Annotated in this window: 17 protein-coding genes; 8 read left to right on the forward strand and 9 right to left on the reverse strand. The window is 72.4% G+C overall.

Annotated elements, in window-relative coordinates; genetic code table 11:
- Positions 1-54 precede the first annotated feature (54 nt).
- The gene (locus CHC05_RS24985) at positions 55-1,941 is read right to left on the reverse strand and encodes a hypothetical protein (protein ID WP_144022753.1); all 1,887 of its coding nucleotides are present in this window, start codon (positions 1,939-1,941) and stop codon (positions 55-57) included.
- Between the two features lie 109 nt (positions 1,942-2,050).
- Here CHC05_RS24985 and CHC05_RS24990 point away from each other — a divergent pair, with 109 nt between their 5' ends.
- Complete coding sequence (locus CHC05_RS24990; protein WP_144022754.1) at positions 2,051-3,193, forward strand: sialidase family protein; 1,143 nt, start codon at positions 2,051-2,053, stop codon at positions 3,191-3,193.
- A gap of 62 nt (positions 3,194-3,255) precedes the next feature.
- Here the strand turns inward: CHC05_RS24990 and CHC05_RS24995 are convergent, their stop codons facing one another.
- Genes CHC05_RS24995 through CHC05_RS25005 form a run of 3 tightly spaced genes read right to left on the reverse strand, consistent with a single transcriptional unit; the run spans position 3,256 to position 5,062 of the window.
- A complete protein-coding gene (locus CHC05_RS24995; RefSeq protein WP_144022755.1) occupies positions 3,256-3,705 on the reverse strand; it encodes a hypothetical protein in 450 nt (149 codons plus the stop codon).
- A 57-nt stretch (positions 3,706-3,762) separates the two neighbouring features.
- Positions 3,763-4,461 (reverse strand): dienelactone hydrolase family protein, encoded by a 699-nt coding sequence (locus CHC05_RS25000; RefSeq protein ID WP_144022756.1) that lies wholly within the window; start codon positions 4,459-4,461, stop codon positions 3,763-3,765.
- A 4-nt stretch (positions 4,462-4,465) separates the two neighbouring features.
- Positions 4,466-5,062 carry a class I SAM-dependent methyltransferase gene (locus CHC05_RS25005; protein WP_089252988.1) on the reverse strand — a complete coding sequence of 199 codons (597 nt, stop codon included), beginning with the start codon at positions 5,060-5,062 and terminating at the stop codon, positions 4,466-4,468.
- A 75-nt stretch (positions 5,063-5,137) separates the two neighbouring features.
- On the opposite strand from CHC05_RS25005, the gene CHC05_RS25010 reads away from it, so the two are divergent.
- Genes CHC05_RS25010 through CHC05_RS25025 form a run of 4 tightly spaced genes read left to right on the forward strand, consistent with a single transcriptional unit; the run spans position 5,138 to position 9,005 of the window.
- The gene (locus CHC05_RS25010) at positions 5,138-5,647 is read left to right on the forward strand and encodes a SigE family RNA polymerase sigma factor (protein WP_089252990.1); all 510 of its coding nucleotides are present in this window, start codon (positions 5,138-5,140) and stop codon (positions 5,645-5,647) included.
- Positions 5,644-6,867 carry a hypothetical protein gene (locus CHC05_RS25015; protein ID WP_089252992.1) on the forward strand — a complete coding sequence of 408 codons (1,224 nt, stop codon included), beginning with the start codon at positions 5,644-5,646 and terminating at the stop codon, positions 6,865-6,867. The genes CHC05_RS25010 and CHC05_RS25015 overlap by 4 nt, the downstream gene beginning before the upstream one ends.
- A gap of 4 nt (positions 6,868-6,871) precedes the next feature.
- Positions 6,872-7,369 carry a P-loop NTPase family protein gene (locus CHC05_RS25020; protein WP_089252994.1) on the forward strand — a complete coding sequence of 166 codons (498 nt, stop codon included), beginning with the start codon at positions 6,872-6,874 and terminating at the stop codon, positions 7,367-7,369.
- A gap of 55 nt (positions 7,370-7,424) precedes the next feature.
- A complete protein-coding gene (locus CHC05_RS25025; RefSeq protein WP_245871206.1) occupies positions 7,425-9,005 on the forward strand; it encodes an alkaline phosphatase D family protein in 1,581 nt (526 codons plus the stop codon).
- A gap of 111 nt (positions 9,006-9,116) precedes the next feature.
- On the opposite strand, the gene CHC05_RS25030 is transcribed toward CHC05_RS25025, so the two are convergent.
- Positions 9,117-9,581 (reverse strand): hypothetical protein, encoded by a 465-nt coding sequence (locus CHC05_RS25030; protein WP_089252996.1) that lies wholly within the window; start codon positions 9,579-9,581, stop codon positions 9,117-9,119.
- Positions 9,582-9,610: 29 nt separating this feature from the next.
- Positions 9,611-10,060 (reverse strand): MarR family winged helix-turn-helix transcriptional regulator, encoded by a 450-nt coding sequence (locus CHC05_RS25035; protein WP_218824674.1) that lies wholly within the window; start codon positions 10,058-10,060, stop codon positions 9,611-9,613.
- 63 nt (positions 10,061-10,123) lie between these two features.
- Here CHC05_RS25035 and CHC05_RS25040 point away from each other — a divergent pair, with 63 nt between their 5' ends.
- Positions 10,124-10,909 carry an alpha/beta fold hydrolase gene (locus CHC05_RS25040; protein WP_089252998.1) on the forward strand — a complete coding sequence of 262 codons (786 nt, stop codon included), beginning with the start codon at positions 10,124-10,126 and terminating at the stop codon, positions 10,907-10,909.
- On the opposite strand, the gene CHC05_RS25045 is transcribed toward CHC05_RS25040, so the two are convergent.
- Together CHC05_RS25045 and CHC05_RS25050 are read right to left on the reverse strand one after the other, a co-directional pair.
- Entirely contained in the window at positions 10,906-12,168 is a 1,263-nt protein-coding gene (locus CHC05_RS25045) for a cupin domain-containing protein (protein ID WP_245871207.1), read from the reverse strand. The genes CHC05_RS25040 and CHC05_RS25045 overlap by 4 nt on opposite strands.
- Positions 12,161-12,463 carry a hypothetical protein gene (locus CHC05_RS25050; RefSeq protein ID WP_089253002.1) on the reverse strand — a complete coding sequence of 101 codons (303 nt, stop codon included), beginning with the start codon at positions 12,461-12,463 and terminating at the stop codon, positions 12,161-12,163. Before CHC05_RS25050 ends, CHC05_RS25045 begins: the two co-directional genes overlap by 8 nt.
- A gap of 140 nt (positions 12,464-12,603) precedes the next feature.
- Between CHC05_RS25050 and CHC05_RS25055 the strand changes: the two genes are divergently transcribed.
- Positions 12,604-13,344, forward strand: coding sequence for a DUF72 domain-containing protein (locus CHC05_RS25055; RefSeq protein WP_089253004.1), 741 nt, complete (start codon positions 12,604-12,606; stop codon positions 13,342-13,344).
- Positions 13,341-14,120, forward strand: coding sequence for a 5'/3'-nucleotidase SurE (gene surE / locus CHC05_RS25060; protein ID WP_089253006.1), 780 nt, complete (start codon positions 13,341-13,343; stop codon positions 14,118-14,120). Before CHC05_RS25055 ends, surE begins: the two co-directional genes overlap by 4 nt.
- On the opposite strand, the gene CHC05_RS25065 is transcribed toward surE, so the two are convergent.
- Entirely contained in the window at positions 14,117-14,569 is a 453-nt protein-coding gene (locus tag CHC05_RS25065) for a hypothetical protein (RefSeq protein WP_089253008.1), read from the reverse strand. The genes surE and CHC05_RS25065 overlap by 4 nt on opposite strands.
- Positions 14,570-14,575: the final 6 nt, after the last annotated feature.

The following is a 14,575-nucleotide window of genomic DNA, read 5'->3' on the forward strand; positions in this document are numbered from 1 at the left end:
GACGAACGACGATATCCGGCCCGGCGGCAGGACGCCCGCCGGGCCGGAGAACCGTCAGGCGACGCGGTACGAGTACAGGTCGGTGTTCACCAGCGAGAAGCGCAGCTTGATCTGCTGGCCGGCCAGCGCCCGCAAGGATCGGCCGCCCGGGAAGCGGACCTGGGCGTCGTACTGGTCACCCGTGACCGGAAGCGAGCGGTAGCCCGGAATCACCGCGCCCGACTCGTCCAGGACCTCGACCGTGAGCGCGCCCTTGGCGTGCACCTCGGCGTTGACGTGCAGCGCCCGGCCGTCGGTGACCAGCGGCTTCGTGGTCAGCGTGCCCGGGTCGCCGAGGCCGGGCCGTGAGGCGTTGGTCATCGAGACGAAGCCGTCGCGGCGCCAGGTCGCCAGGCCGACCCCGCTCGTGTACGGGGTCGTCCCCGCCACCTGGCCGCCGTGGCCGGCGTTGAAGGCGCCGTAGTACATCGTGATCGTCCGGTCGTCGACGAGGACGTTCGACGCCGTGTAGAGCGCGCCATCGTCCCACGCCCCGGGCTGGCCCGGTTGGATGATCGGGTCGCGCACCGGACGGCTCCAGTCGACCAGGTCGCGCGAGGACGCCACCTGCGGCAGCACCGGGCCGTCGCCCGCCGACGACTGGGTGCCGTGGGTGAAGTTGGTGATGAGCAGGACCCACGGGATTCCGATGTACGTGCTCTCGTACGGCAGCACCGGCATGCCGTAGATCTGGCCCTCCAGGCCGTTCAGCGCCTGCGCCGCACCGTCGTCGGCATAGTCGCCGGCCACGCCCAGCACCGGCGTGCTCCACGTCAGGAAGTCCGCGCTGGTCGAGACGAACGCCGCGCGGTCGTACACGCCCGGGGTCCGCGACGTGAACATGCGCTTCTTGACGGTGGCGATGTAGCGCCGGCCGTCCCAGGCCACATTGGACACGTCACCGTCGAGCAGGACCGGCTTCTCCGACGCCTGCGTCCAGGTGTAGCCGTCGGCCGAGAAATAGGCGTAGTAGCCCAGCGTCTCGTTGACCACGCCGGTGTGGAACTGCAGGAGCGCGTAGCGGCGGTCGGCCGGCGCGTCCGGGTTGTAGGCGACCGTGCCGCCGCCGGCGATGACCAGGTTGGTCTGCGACGCCGGGATGTCCTTGTAGCCGATGGATCCGCGACCCAACGGCTTCGTCCACCGCACGCCGTCCTTGCTCTCGGCGTAGCAGAGGTAGTAGCCGGGTGCGACGTCGTTGTTGCAGTCGTACCACATGCGGTAGACCTTGCCGACCTTGAAGACCGAGCCGTAGATGTACGTGTTCGTCTCCCACGGGTACGTGGGCCGGATCAGCGGCTCGGGCCGGGTCGTGGCCGGATGCACCACGCGACCGACGTCCCGGCTCGACTCGATGCGGTAGTCGTCGAGGAACAGCTCCCGATCCGTGCCGAGCCGCGGGTCGTACGCGGCCGGCGCCGGCGTCAGGGTGACCTGGTCCCAGTAGGACCAGCCGGCCTCGGCGCCGGAGATCCGCACGGTCACCTGGGCGGTGCCGGCGGGTGCGGTGCCGGTGACCGTCACGGTCTGCCAGTCGGTGCTGAACGCCGTGTCCGCCGCGCTGGTGCGCAGCTCGGTGCGGTTGAAGTCGGTGAAGACCAGCGCGAGTTGGGCGGGCGTGCCGCTGCGGCCCTTGACCCGGGCGGTCAGCGTGTACGCGACACCGGGCGCGGCGACCATCCGGTCGCTGGTGACCGTGACCGGGTTGCCTGCGGTGACATTGAGTTCCAGCGAGCCCGGCCCCGCGGTCCGGTAGGCGGAGAGGTTGACGACGTTGGCCGCCGCTTCGGCGCCCTCGACGCTCCAGCCCGTCGGATGGCCGACGCGGTCGCCGACGTCGAAGCCGCCGTTGGCGACGAGGTTGGTGTCGCGGTGATCAATGCGTGGAGGCTGACAGTCCATCTGGAACACCGTTCCATGTCAACGGTCGCATCGATTGACATGGAATGGTGTTCCAGATAGCTTTCGGGCCGATCGCCGAACCCGCCGTACCTGATTGGGAGTGGTTTTCGTGCGTCGTCTCGTCCTTGGCGCCTGCGCCGCGCTGCTCGCCTCGACCGCCGCCCTCGCCGCCACGTCGACCGCCGCGACCGCGGCCTCACCACCCGGAACGCCAACCGATCCCGTCATCGTCGCACCGGCCGAGAGCGGCAAACGCGCGTTCTTCGGCGACATGATCAAACTCAAGGACGGTCGCCTGCTCGTCGCGTACCGGGAGTCGGTGGCCCACATCGACCAGGACGGCCGCATCATGGTCGTGCAGAGCCGCGACCAGGGCCACACCTGGAGCACCCCGCGGGTGGCGATCGACACGCCGATCGACGACCGCGACCCCAAGCTCATGCAGATGCGCGACGGCACCGTGCTGATGAACTTCTTCCGCACGGACTGGACCGGCTACCCCGGCAAGCCGGTGACGCTGGTCGGCACGTTCGTGACGCGGTCGACCGACAAGGGTGCCAACTGGAGCACCCCGATCGAGGTCGGCACCGCCCTCGAAGGACCGTCCGATGTGGTCGTCGGTGCGTACTACGCCGGCCACGCCGCCACCCACGGGCCGATCCTCCAGCTGCGAAACGGCGACCTGCTGGTGCCGCTCTACGGCCGGCTGCCCGAGGGCGGCACCGGGCCGGCGACGGTGGTCCGCTCGACCGACGGCGGCCGCACCTGGCCGAAGGAGAACGAGTCCGTGATCGGCCGTTCGGCGACCTTCGACTTCCAGGAGCCGAACCTCAGCCTGCTCAAGGACGGCTCGCTGCTCTCGATCATCCGCACGTCGATCAACATCGCGTACGTGTCGCGGTCGTACGACCAGGGCCGCACCTGGACCACGCCCGAGTCGACGGGCCTGCCCGCGTCGTCACACCACCAGTTGGTGCTGCGCAACGGCGACGTGCTGTTCACCTACGGCGACCTGTCCGGGACGTTCGGCCCGGGCCGCCCGACGGTCGGGCGCCTGCTGCGGCATCCCGAGCGGAACATCGACGCGGACCAGGACATCCTGATCTACGACGCGGCGATCCACGGCCCGGCCACGGCCGACCAGGCGAACCCGTCCAGTGTCGAGCTGCGCCCCGGGCGCTTCCTGACCATCACGTCCGACCCGCACCTGGCGGCCATCGTCGGCGTCTTCACCGAGCGCCGCGACTACTGACCCGCGGTTCGCCGCCCGCCGACCGGTGTCACCAATGGTCGGCGGGCGGCTCCTTTCCTGGGTCAGCGCCAGACCGTGAACCGGACCTGCTGCGGTTCGGGAACGATGTAGTCGACCTCGTAGAGCACGAAGAAGACGGTGCCGTCGGGCACGTTGGTTGCCAGCACCGTGCGCTTCTGCGGCGGCGAGGAGCAGGCCCGCACCGGGTCGGTGTAGGTGGGGTCGCCGCCGTCGCGGGGCAGCATGGCCACCAGGAACGTCTGGCAGCGGTCGTTCGGGTCGCGGACGTCGCGGATCTGGGAGACCGAGATGGTGCTGCAGCCGGAGGTCGGGACGGTGACGCGTTCCGAGCCGACCCGGCCGGCGGCGTAGAAGTCGGTGCCGGGCCAGGCCGGCGCGCAGTAGGAGCTGCCGGCTCCGCCCGCGGCCGGTGACGCGACGGCCGAGCCAGGCAGGAGCGCGGCTCCCACGATGGCGGTGAGTACGGTGACGATCCACATTGGTCGATTCATCAATGACGATGCTCGCGTGCTCTCAAGACCGTCCCTGGCGTGCTGCTTGTTGGCACGTTATGGGGAGGTGAGGTGCCTGACGACGAACTCGCGCCAGCGGGTGACGGCTTCGGGTCTGGTCTCGCCGTGGGGGCCGGGAAAGGCGATCAGTTCCTTGTCGTACGACGGCAGCAGGTCGAACAGGGCCAGCTGGCCGTCCCGTGGGAAGAGCTCGTCGTGCCACTGGACGTGGAAGAGGACCGGGGCCGTGAGCCGGGCGGCGTCGCGGGCCACCCTCCCGGGTGCCGCCATGCCCGGGGCCATTTCCTGGCGCAGGCCGAACTTGCCGAGCACGGCACAGCGCAGCCGGTCTCCCAGGGCGGCCGCGACCGGAAGGCCGAACCGGGTGCCCATGGACAGGCCGAGATAGCCGACCCGCGAGACGTCCGCGAGGCCTTCCGCGCCGATGACGTCCAATGTCGTCAGCCAGTCGTCGGTCATCCGGTCGAGCACGGTCTCGATGCCCTCGGCGACGACGCGGGCCTGGTACTCCGCCGTCGTCAGCGGGCTCGGCACCCGATCACCGTGGTACGGGCCGTCGATCGCCACCGCCGCGCAGCCGGCCCGCTCCGCGAACCAGCGGCCCAGCTCCACGACGCGCTCGCTGCGCTTGTGCCCGCTGCCGCCGTGGCCCAACAGGACCAACGGACGCGGGTCCGGGTAGGACGGCATCCAGAGCACCGCCGGCACGTCGCCGACCCGCAACGAACGCTCCACCGGGTCAGCCGACGGACGGCGGCTTGCGCACAGTGGTCAGGAGGAAGCCGGGCATCGTCAGGTCCGCGCCGTCGACCGTCGCGAACACCTCGATGTCGGTGACCCGCGTGTCGGTCCAGGTCGGCTCGGCGAAGGTCGCGCGCAGGAACTCCTCCGTCATGGTCCAGTCGCCGCCGGCCGCCGCCGAGACGCCCAGCACGTGCAGGGTCGCGGCCGGGGCCGCGAGGGTCGGCAGCAGCGCGAGGTAGGCAGCGGTGGCGTCCGCGTTTTCGCGGTGCAGGTTGTGCAGCAGGCCGGAGTCGAAGATCGCGTCGAACTCGGCCGCCGGGAGGCTCGTGGCGTCGTCGACCTCGAAATGGATCGCCAGGCCGGCGTCGGCCGCCTTGGCCCGGGCCAGGTCGATCGCCACCGGAGAGATGTCGACGCCGGTCACGTCGAGGCCCAGGCGGGCCAGCGCGAGGGCGAGCTCACCGGTGCCGCAGCCGAGGTCCAGCACGCGCGGGCCGCCGACACCGCGGTCGAGCACCGCCGCCAGGGCCGGCTGCGGGCCGCCGATCTCCCAGGGCGCCGCGCCGTGTCGGTAGATCTCGTCGTAGTCCATCGCGCGACCGATCGTACGCCGCGGAAAGTTCTTCCCGCTTGTCAACGAAGCCCGCGGCATCGACGTCTGTTCAGCGTGACGTTCGAGGAGTACGTGCTCGCCCGGGGGCCCGCCCTGGTCCGGCTGGCCCGGTTGCTGGTCGACGACGACCATCGCGCCGACGACCTGGTGCAGGACGTGCTGGCCAAGGCCTACCAGCGGTGGGGCCGGATCGTGAGCGCCGACGATCCCGACCGCTACGTGCGCCGCATGCTCGTCAACGCCCGCAACTCGTGGTGGCGGCGGGCGGCCCGGCGGCACGAGGTGTCCGTGCCGGAGGTCAGACCCGTGGCCACCACGGACCCCCCGCTCGACGGGGCCGACCGCGACGCGCTCTGGCAGTTGGTGGCCGCGTTGCCAGGGCGGCAACGGGCGGCGCTGGTGCTGCGCTACTACGAAGATCTGGACGACGTCGCGATCGCCGAGATCCTCGGGTGCTCCGCCGTCACCGTCCGGACGCACGTGATGCGCGGCCTCGCGGCCCTCCGCGCGACCGTCGGCGACGCCGGCTTCCCCGAGACCATGCCCACGAGGAGCAAGCGATGACGATCGAGGACCGACTCGCCGGGGTCCTGCACGAGCGCGCCGACCGGCCCGTCGACGCCGACGCGCTGCTGGCCGCCACGCTCGCCGCTGGTCGGGCCCGGGCGCGGCGCCGCCGGCAGGGTGGCTACGCGGTGGCCTGCGCCGGGCTGGCCGGCGTCGTGGCGGCGTCCCTGCTCGCCATCGGTCCCGGTCAAGATCCACAACCTGGCAACCCCCGCATCGGCTGGGACGCCATGCCGGCGCTGCCGGACGCGGCCGGCCAGGCGGGCGCCGCGGACCGGCCCGACCTCGTCGGCACTGACCCGACCGTGCTGCGGTTCGCGGTGCCGTGGGCACCGTGGCCGGTGCAGGCCGTGGGCTGGTCGGCCCGGGAAGCGGTCGAGCAGGTCAGGGTGCAGATGGTGACCGGCGACGTCGTCGTCTCCGGCACGGTGACCATGTGGCGGGGCGCCGACCGCGGTGAGAACGACAATGCGTCGGTGCCCAACGAGACCACGTCCGCGGTCGTCGACGGCCATCCGGCCGTAGTGGAGCAGGAGCACTTCGACTGGGGCACCAACCAGTGGCTCACCTGGCATCCGGCGGAGGGCCTGACCGTGCAGGTCACGCTCAGGGCCGACGGCTTCCAGTCGCTCACGGGCGGCACCCCGCCGGAGCGGTCCACGGTGGTGGACGTGGCCGACCTGGTGGAGTTCGCGAACGCGGTGCGGCTCGACGCGACCACGGCGTGCTCGGCACCGTTCCGGATGACGTTCGTGCCACCCGGCGGCCGCCTGGTCACTTGCTCCGGCTCGATCGTGGTCGTGGAGCCGGGTGCGGAGAGCCGGCACGGCGCCCTGTTGCTGGTGCAGGGTGACCGGCTGGTCGAGGTCGACTACGGCACGGCTCCGCCCGTGGTGGAGCCGACCGGGCCTGCCACGCCGCCGCCCGTGCTGGAGTCGACCGGGCCTGCCGCGCCGCCGTCCGGGAGCCGCCCGCCGTCGCTGTTGCCCACGTTGGGGCCTGACGAGCCGGGACCGCCCGATGTGACGGCGACGGAGCCGAGCGGCCGGATCCTGTCGAGCGCCCAGACGAAGGAGCGCACCCTCCTCCCCCGGTTGACCGCCTGGGCCCTCTATCAGAGGGGAGGTGAGGCGGACGCGGCGGCGATCGTGGAGGGCCTCGATCCGGTCGGGGAACCCACCGATCCGATGACCTGGCCCCAGCGCCCGCTCGGCTGACGAGATGGACCGGGTCGTCGTCATCGGCTGCGGAGGAAGCGGGAAGACCCGGCTCGCCCGGGAGTTGGCCCGGATCGTCGCCGCGCCGCTGACGCACCTCGACGGCGTCTACTACGACGAGCGGTGGCGGCCGGCCTCTCCGGACGACTTCGCGGCGCGGCAGCGTGCCCTCGTTGCCGCGCCGCGGTGGGTGATCGAAGGGAACTACGCGGGCACACTGCCGATCCGGCTGGCCGCCGCCGACACGGTCGTCTTCCTCGACCTGCCCGCGACCACCTGCCTGTGGGGCATCGCGCAACGTCGCTGGCGCCGCGAGACCGGCCGGATCACCTGGGGCTTCATCCGGTACGTCATCGCGTACCGGCGGCGGATGCCCCCCCGGGTGACGAGGCTGCTGCGCGAGCACGGACGGCACGCACACCTGGTGGTCCTCAGCAGCCGCCGGCAGGCGAACCAGTTCATCGAGCGTTGGCCATCGGGCGTCCGGCCGCCGGTCGATTGACGGCAACCCGGGTCGCGAAGGCTCGGTGGTCCAACCTGGACCACCTGGAGGACCGTTGTCCGAGTTCACCGTCAGCCGCCGGCAGGTGCTCGCTTCGGCGGTCGCCGCCGGGGCCGTTGTAGCGACCGGATCGCCGGCCGCCGCGCACGACACCGCCGAGCCCTTCCCCCTCGGCGTCGCCAGCGGCGACCCGACCGCGCACAGCGTGATCCTGTGGACCCGGCTCGCCCGCGACCTGTACGCGCCCGGCGGCCTGTCCCGGCGGACGGTCGAGGTGGGCTGGGAGGTGGCCACCGACGAGCGTTTCCGGCGCGTGGTGCGGCGCGGCACGACGCTGGCCCGTCCGGAGCTCGCCCACTCGGTGCACGTCGACGCCGGCGGGCTCGAGCCGGGCCGCGAATACTTCTACCGGTTCAAGGCGCTGGGCGAGGTGAGCCCGGTCGGCCGCACCCGCACCGCGCCGGAGCCGTGGGCGGACCCGCGCTCGCTGCGGTTCGCGATCGCCAACTGCCAGGACTTCCAGAACGGCTACTGGCCGGCGTACGACGCGTTGTCCAATGAGGATCTGGACCTGGTCGTGCATCTGGGCGACTACATCTACGAGTACGACCCGAGCAGCCGCTTCCCCGACCGCAGGCACGTCGCGCCGGAGACGCCGGGGCTCGACCAGCTCCGGACGCTGAGCGACTACCGCAACCGGCACGCGCAGTACAAGACCGACCCGGCACTGCGGGCGGCGCACGCGGCCTTCCCGTGGGTGGTCACCTGGGACGACCACGAGACGGAGAACAACTACGCGGCGCTGGTCGACGAGCTCGACAGCGGCGCCGCGCACCAGACGGCGGCCCAGTTCGCCAAGCAGCGGGCGGCCGCGTACCAGGCGTACTACGAGCACATGCCGATCCGCGCGAACCTGCGCCCGGGCAGCCCGGACCTGCGCATCTTCCGCCGCTTCGACTTCGGCCGGCTGCTGCGCCTCAACATGCTCGACACCCGGCAGTACCGCACCGACCAGCCGGGCACCGCGGACTTCGGGCCGGTGGAGGCCGGGCTCGGCAACACGTCCGGCACGCTGACCGGCCGCGACCAGGAGCGCTGGCTGACCTCCGGCCTGATCGGCTCGCCGGCCCGCTGGAACGTCGTCGCCCAGCAGGTGATGATGAGCCGCACCCTGCTGCCCAACCCGGCGCTGGTACCGCCGACGATGGCGAACCTCGACCAGTGGGACGGGTACGCGCCGCAGCGCGAGCGCCTGCTCGGCGTGCTCGCCGACCACCGGGTGGCCAACCCCGTCGTGCTGGCCGGCGACATCCACTCGACCTGGTTCAGCGAGCTGCACCGCGACTTCGACCGGCTCGACGTCCCGCCGGTCGCCGTCGAGTTCGTCTCGACCTCGATCAGCTCCGACTTCCCGGCCGCGTTCGACGCCCCGGTCAAGGCGGCCAACCCGCTGCTGAACCCGCACGTCAAGTACTTCGACGGCCTGAAGCGCGGCTACCTGCGGTGCACCGTGGACCGGCACGGCTGGCGCACCGACGTCCGGACCGTCGACTCGATCGAGACCAGGCGGTCGCCGGTACGCACGCAGGCGTCGTACGCGGTCGCGGCCGGCACCTCCCGGATCGTGGCCGCCTGAGCGTCCCGGGTCGGGCCGGTCAATCCAGCCCGACCCGTCGCCCTAGGCCTTGATTCGTATCTGGGGTTGAGGCGAGTCCGCCGCAGCCCGGCCCCAGACACGAAACAGGGCCTAGCTGGACCGGCTGATCACCTGGTGCGGGACGCGCACGAGGTGCCGGCCCGCGACACCGTCGCGCAGGCACACGACTACGTCGGCCGGCTGTCCCGGCTTCCATTTCGGGCCGTTGCGGCCGACCGCCTCGAATTCAGACCCGTCGGGAATCCGGGCGGTCTCTTCGACCAGGTGAGAAACCCAGACCTCCGCGCCGCAGATGACCGCGATCAGCTCGGCCCGCAACGACGGCAGGACGGCGGGGTCAGCCCGGACCCTGACGCCGGCGAGCATGGGCTTTCCGTCGGGCGGCGAGATGGGCATGAAGTTACGGTTCAGGAAGGTCCCGATCCGCACCGTCGCGCCGTCGATCACCACTGTTTCGGGCAGCGCCGACACCGCCGCTGTCAGCCGCTCGGACGCGGGACCCAGCCACCCGAGGTCGAGGCCGGAGAACCACCGCGACAGTCCGTCATCGTCCATGAGCACCAGGATCGTCGCCCCGCGCTACCTCACTTCTCCAAGGTGTCCAGCAGGTCCTGCAGTGCGCGGCAGGCCTCGGCGAAGCGGGCCTGGCCGATCACGTCTCCCCAGTGCTGCTCGATCTCCGCGACCCGGTCGCCCGCGTCCGACAGGGCGGCCCGCCCCCGTGCGGTCGGGACGATCAGCTTGGCGCGGCCGTCGGCCGGGTCCGGCTGGCGTTCGAGGTAGCCCAGCCGTTGCAGGTCGTTCACCAGCTCTGACGTCGCGGCCAGGCTCAGTTGCGCCCGGGCGGCGAGGTCGGTCAGCCGGGCGCCGCCGTAGATGTTGCCGAAGATCTGTAGATGCGGCTCGCGTAAGTCGCCGTAGCCCGATTCCGCGGCCGGTTCGAACATCTCGGCCCGGAACTGCCGCAGGAGGCGCACCAGGAGCTGTCCGATGGCGGCCCGGTCGGTGGGCAGGTCGCTTGACGTCGGCTTCACGGACGGATAATACTTCGGAAGCCGAAGCTTAGGTAACCGAAGTAAATCCCCTTGGAGGCGGGAATGGCGACCGTGACGACCCGGGTGGGGCGGCTGCACGTCGAGGTCGAAGGGTCCGGTCCCCCGGCGGTGCTTTGGCACAGCCTGTTCGTCGACGGGGCGACCTGGGGCCGGCTCCGCCCCGACCTGGCCAAGGAACGGACCCTCGTGCTGATCGACGGCCCCGGACACGGCCGCAGTGGCGCGGCGCCCGGGCCGTTCACCCTGACGGACTGCGCCGACGCTGCCCGCGAGGTCCTGGCCGCACTCGCCATCTCCACGCCCGTCGACTGGATCGGCAACGCCTGGGGCGGCCACGTCGGGGTCTTCTTCGCCTCCGCACATCCGGACCTCTGCGCGAGCCTGGTCACCATCGCGTCGCCGATCACCGCGCTGTCGCCCGCCGACCGGCGCTCGGTGCGCCTGCTGCGCGCGCTGCACCGCCTGGCCGGCCCGCGCCCGGTCGCCGGGATTCTCGCGGATGTGTTGCTGGGCAAGGGATTCCCGGACACCGAGGCCACCGCCACGGTGAAGGCGGCGTTCGTCCGCGCCGACCGCGCCGGCATGCGCCAGGCCATCCGCTCGATCAGCCTGGACCGGCCGGACGCCACCGACCGACTCGCCGCCATCAAGGCGCCGACGCTGATGGCCACGGGTGCCGACGATCCACTGTGCACACCGGACGACACGAAGGCGTGGGCGGCCCGGATTCCCGACGGGCGCGACGTCGTCCTATCGGGAGCCGGTCACCTCGCGCCGCTCTTCGCACCAAGGACCGCCGACGTGATCAAGGAGTTCTGGGCCGGCTAGCCCGGCACCGCCACGGCCTCGCGCAGCAGGCGGCGGGCCAGGACCAGGCACGACTCCTCGTCGTCGAGGCCCGGCAGGTCACCCACGCGGGTCACGGAGCCGTCCAGGAAGGCGGTCAGCGCCGCCGTGCACCCCGCCGGGAACGTCACCGCCCGGTCGGTCAGGCGCAGCCGGAGCTTTTCGGTGCCGTCCGGCTCCAACCGCCAGCGCAGCCCCCGGCGCGGCACGATGTGGGAGTCCGCGGCCAGCGACGACAGGGCCGCGGCCTGGGCCAGGGGCCGCAGCGGGGCCGGGCGGGCGGCCGGCCACGACCGGCGGCGCAGGCGCTCGGCGACCGCCGCCGGTGACGCCGTCTCCAGCCAGGACCGCAGCGCCTCGACCGTCTCGGTGAGCTCCGGTTCGAGCTGGTCCTGGTCGCTGACGTCGAGGGCGTACGGCAGCGTCGCCCGCAGGCGCGGGTCCTCGGCCGCCTCCGCGAGCAGGGCCTCGACCAGGGCGTACCGCGTCAGGGCCCGGATCCCGATCGTGATGTGCAGCGACGAGTCGTCCTGGGCGGCGGCGCTGTGCAGCCAGCCCCGGGGCAGATAGAGCGCGTCTCCGGGCTCCAGGACCACGTCCAGCGCCGGTTCGCCGGCCGCCGTCGCGGAGACCTCCTCGGCCCGGCCGCCCCACGCCTGGCGCTCCAGCGGGTCCGCGAGCACGGGTGGGTGGACGCGCCAGCGCTTGCGGCCGTCTACCTGGAGCACGAAGACGTCGTGGGTGTCGTAGTGGGTCGAGAAGCCCTGGTTGCCGGCCGGCGTCAGGTACGCGTTGATCTGCAGCGGCTGGCCGAGGGCCGAGCCGAGCTCGCCCGCGAACGCGATCAGCGGCGGCCACGTGCGGTGGAGCCCCTGGAAGACCAGGGTCGCGCCCTCGGCGTACAAAGCCATGATCTTCTCGTCGATGATCTGGTCGTCGATCTCGGCGCCCGCTCCCCCGCCGCCGGTGTAGCGGCCGGGCGGCACGAGGGCCCCGTCCTTCGCGACCCGCAGGAACGGGACCCGCAGGCCCCGGCGACTCAGCAGCTCGTCGGCGTCCGACGGGGACAGCAGGTCGCGGAAGCCGTCCGCGCCGTCGAGCTCGGAAGCCCGGGACAGCAACGGCGCCCGCCCCCAGTACGCGCCGGCGAACTTGGCCGCGTCCACGCTGACGCAACGGGCGAAGGCCGGGCGGCGCGCACCACCCGGCACAACCCCGTCGGCCGCGGCTCCCTCAGGCACCGCCGTCCGCACCGCCGTCGCGACCCTGCGGGTTGGTCCCGCCGTCCGCCGGACCCTCGGCGCTGCCGTCCGCGCCACCGTCGTGGCCCTGCGGGTTCGTGCCGCCGTCGGCGACCCCCTCCGCGCTGCCGTCGGCACCGCCGTCGTGACCGGACGGGTTGGTGCCGCCGTCCGCCGGGCCCTCCGCACTGCCGTCCGCGCCGCCGTCGTGACCGGACGGGTTGGTGCCGCCGTCCGCCGGGCCTTCCGTGCTGCTGGCTCCGCTCGTGGCCATGTCGTCGTCGTCGAGTGTCATGAGTAGCCCCCTCGCGCTCGTGACGCCCCGGGTGGAGGGGCGTTTCCACCGCTCCCCTACCCGTCGAACGATCACCTGTAACCCCAGAATGACCGGTCCGGACGGGCCTGCGTGCGGGAATCGGGGGTAAGTCAGGACCCGTGATCCTCGTCGGCACCTCGGGTTGGCAGTACCGGGACTGGCGTGGCCCCTTCTACCCCGAGAAGCTGCCGCAGCGGGCCTGGATCGAGTACTACGCGGCCCGGTTCGCCACGGTGGAGATCAACAACGCCTTCTACCGGCTGCCGGAGCGGGACACCTTCGTTCAGTGGCGGGAGCGCACGCCCGACGACTTCAGCGTGGGGGTCAAGATGAGCCGCTACCTCACCCACATCAGGCGTCTCAAGGACCCCGCGGAGCCGGTGCAGCGCTTCCTGGACCACGCGGCGGGGCTCGGCGACCGGCTCGGACCGGTGCTGGTCCAGCTTCCACCCAACCTGAAGGCGGATCCCGGCGCACTCGACGACGTGCTGGCCCGCTTTCCGCGTGGGGTCCGGGTCGCGGTCGAGCCCCGGCATGCGAGTTGGTGGGCCGAGGAGGTCCGGGCGGTGTTGGAAAGACACCACGCCGCGCTGGTGTGGGCCGACCGGCTCGGCCGCCCGACGACGCCGTTGTGGCGCACCACCGACTGGGGTTACCTGAGATTCCACGAAGGACGGGCGACACCCCGGCCGCGGTACGGGCGCAGCGCGTTGCGTACCTGGGCGGGGCGGCTGAAGGACGCGTTCGGCGACGCGTACGTGTACTTCAACAACGACCACGGCGGCGCGGCCGTGGCCGACGCGGTGGTGTTCGCGCGCGTCGCGGCGGCCACGGGACTGACCCCCTCGCGTACGCCATGAGCCCGCGGGTCCTGGTCACCAACGACGACGGCATCGACGCCGTCGGCATCCGGGTGCTCGCCGCGGCGCTGGCGGCCCGGGGCCTCGACACGGTGGTCGCCGCGCCACGGGTCGACTCCAGCGGCACGAGCGCCGCCCTGACCGCGACCGAGGACGACGGCCGGGTGCTGCTCGAGCGCCGCGACGTCGACGGCGTGCCGGGGTACGCGATCGCCGGCTCGCCCGCCTACATCACGCTGCTGGGCCTGCGGGGTGCCGTCGGCCCGCCACCGGACCTGGTGGTGTCCGGGATCAACCGGGGCGCGAACGCCGGCCGCGCGGTGCTGCACTCGGGCACGGTCGGCGCGGCGCTGACCGCCTCGGCGGCGGGGTGCCGGGCCATGGCCGTCTCACTGGACATCCTGTCGGCGTCGGCGGCGACGACCGCCAGCGGCGGAGCGGTGATGCGGATGACCGCGGCCGACGAGGCCCGCCGCAACTGGCACACCGCCGCCGCGACCGCGGTGGACCTCGTCGACGAGCTGCTGGCCGCGCCCGCCGGCGTGGTGCTCAACGTCAACGTGCCCGACCTGCCGGCCTCGCGGTTGCGCGGGGTACGGCGGGCGTCGCTCGCCGCCTTCGGGCAGGTGCAGATGACCGTCGTGGAGTCCGGCGAAGGCTTCGTCCGGACCGCGCTGGAGGAGTCCGGCGAGAAGCTCGTGCCGGGAACGGACCTCGCCGCGCTGGCCGAGGGCTACGCCACGGTCACCGCCCTGCGCGCTCTCACCGAGCTCTAGGCCATAGCCGCGGCCTGGGCGTCCCACATCGCGATCACGACGCCGGCCACGAAGACCTGTGCCGGTGTCGGCATGCCCGGCAGGTCGAGCTCCACGTCGCGCCGCCAGGCGCTCGGGCGCCGCGCGTAGCCGACCCCCTGGTCACCCACGTAGAGATCCTGTTGCTGGCTCCACATCGAGCGCCAGCGGAACTGGTAGGTCTGGCCGCCGTACGTCACGGTCCACTTCTTGCGGCCGACCTTGTCGGCCACCGCGACCTCGTCGCCGTTCCCGTCGACCATCGTGTGCCGGGTGCCCCAGGTGTTGGAGCTGATCTGGTAGTCGTGACCGTCCAACGTGCACTTCCCGCCCTGCTTCCAGAGCGAGGCCTGCCAGGTCGTCAGCGGTCGGCCGTCGAGCGCGAGCTCGTAGGTGTTGCGCCACGTGCTGGCGGGGCGGGCGGTGAGCATGCCTGC

This window comes from Asanoa hainanensis (genome assembly GCF_900188485.1).
GTDB lineage: Bacteria > Actinomycetota > Actinomycetes > Mycobacteriales > Micromonosporaceae > Asanoa > Asanoa hainanensis.